This window comes from Nocardia wallacei, assembly GCF_029868745.1.
Lineage (GTDB): Bacteria > Actinomycetota > Actinomycetes > Mycobacteriales > Mycobacteriaceae > Nocardia > Nocardia wallacei_B.
The window spans coordinates 1-2,232 of sequence record NZ_JARWOP010000225.1; the positions used below are offsets into that span (position 1 = coordinate 1).

Below are 2,232 nucleotides of genomic sequence, written 5' to 3' on the forward strand. Positions count from 1 at the left end.
CTCGATGCCCCCGCGCCCGAACCCGGGTGCGATGCCGCAGCGCGCCGCGCGTCCCGGCCCGGCCGGTGGTGGCCGTCCGGGTGGCGGTCGTCCCGGCGGTGGCGCCGGTGGCGGTCGTCCCGGTGGTGGCGGCGGCGGTAACTACCGCGGTGGCGGTGGTGGCGCCGGTGCCGGTGCGGGCGCTCCCGCGGCCGGTGGCGGCGGTTTCCGCGGTCGTCCCGGTGGCGGCGGTCGTCCGGGTGGTCCCGGTGGCCGCGGTGGTGCGGCCGGCGCGTTCGGTCGTCCCGGCGGCGCGCCCCGCAAGGGCCGTAAGTCGAAGCGGCAGAAGCGGCAAGAGTACGACTCGATGCAGGCTCCGTCGGTCGGCGGCGTGCGGCTGCCCCGCGGCAACGGTGAGATCATCCGTCTCGCCCGCGGCGCGTCGCTGTCGGACTTCGCCGAGAAGATCAACGCCAACCCGGCCTCGCTGGTGCAGGTGCTGTTCAACCTCGGTGAGATGGTCACCGCGACCCAGTCGGTCAACGACGAGATCTTCGAGCTGCTCGGCGGCGAGATGAACTACGTCGTGCACGTGGTCTCGCCCGAGGACGAGGACCGCGAGCTGCTGGAGAGCTTCGACCTCACCTACGGCGAGGACGAGGGCAACGACGCCGACCTGCAGGTCCGTCCGCCGGTGGTGACCGTCATGGGTCACGTCGACCACGGTAAGACCCGACTGCTGGACACGATCCGCAAGACCAACGTCCGCGAGGGCGAGGCCGGCGGCATCACCCAGCACATCGGCGCCTACCAGGTGCTCACGAATGTGAACGACGAGGACCGCCTGATCACCTTCATCGACACCCCGGGTCACGAGGCGTTCACCGCCATGCGTGCCCGCGGTGCGAAGTCGACCGATATCGCGATCCTGGTGGTCGCCGCCGACGACGGCGTGATGCCGCAGACGGTGGAGGCCATCAACCACGCGCAGGCCGCCGACGTGCCGATCGTGGTGGCGGTCAACAAGATCGACAAGGAAGGCGCCAACCCGGAGAAGGTCCGCCAGCAGCTGACCGAGTACAACCTGGTGGCCGAGGAGTACGGCGGCGAGACCATGTTCGTCAACATCTCCGCCAGGCAGGGCACCAATATCGAGTCCCTGCTGGAGGCCGTGGTCCTGACCGCCGACGCGGCGCTGGACCTGCGGGCCAACCCGGACATGGACGCGCAGGGTGTCGCCATCGAGGCGCACCTGGACCGCGGCCGCGGCCCGGTGGCCACGGTGCTGGTGCAGCGCGGCACGCTGCGGGTCGGCGACTCGATCGTGGCGGGCGACGCCTACGGTCGCGTGCGCCGCATGGTCGACGAGCACGGCGAAGACGTCACCGAGGCGCTGCCGTCGCGGCCCGTCGAGGTCGTCGGCTTCACTTCGGTGCCAGGGGCCGGTGACAACTTCATGGTCGTCGAGGAAGACCGCATCGCCCGGCAGATCGCCGACCGGCGCAACGCGCGCAAGCGCAACGCGCTGGCCGCCCGCAGCCGCAAGCGGATCAGCCTGGAAGATCTGGATGCCGCTCTGAAGGAGACCTCGGAGCTCAACCTGATTCTCAAGGGCGACAACTCCGGTACGGTCGAGGCGCTCGAGGAAGCCCTCATGGGCATCGAGATCGATGACGAGGTGCGCCTGCGGGTGATCAACCGCGGCGTCGGTGGCGTCACGGAGACCGACATCAACCTGGCGTCGGCCTCCAGCGCGATCATCATCGGCTTCAACGTGCGCGCGGAGGGCAAGGCCACCGAGCTGGCCAACCGCGAGGGCGTCGACATCCGGTACTACTCGGTGATCTACCAGGCCATCGACGAGATCGAGAAGGCCCTCAAGGGCATGCTCAAGCCGATCTACGAGGAGGTCGAGCTGGGTCGCGCCGAGATCCGCGCGATCTTCCGTTCCTCGAAGTTCGGCAACATCGCCGGTTGCATGGTCACCTCCGGGCTGGTCAAGCGCAACGCCAAGGCGCGCCTGCTCCGCGACAACGTGGTGGTCGCCGATACGACGATCGAGTCGCTGCGCCGCGAGAAGGACGACGTCATGGAGGCTCGCGAGGGCTTCGAATGCGGTATGACGTTGCGCTACAACGACATCAAGGAAGGCGACATCATCGAGGCCTACGAGCTTCGCGAGAAGCCGCGGGACTGAGTGTCGAATGCCGCGGCCGGGGGAGTAATTTAGGCCCGCGCGGGGGGGCGGGGGTT

General features: G+C 69.2%; 1 protein-coding gene. It reads left to right on the top strand.

Annotated elements, in window-relative coordinates:
• Positions 1-2,176 (top strand): translation initiation factor IF-2 (gene infB, locus QH470_RS19025; RefSeq protein WP_280273737.1); only part of this gene is annotated, 2,176 nt, incomplete at its 5' end.
• Positions 2,177-2,232 lie beyond the last annotated feature (56 nt).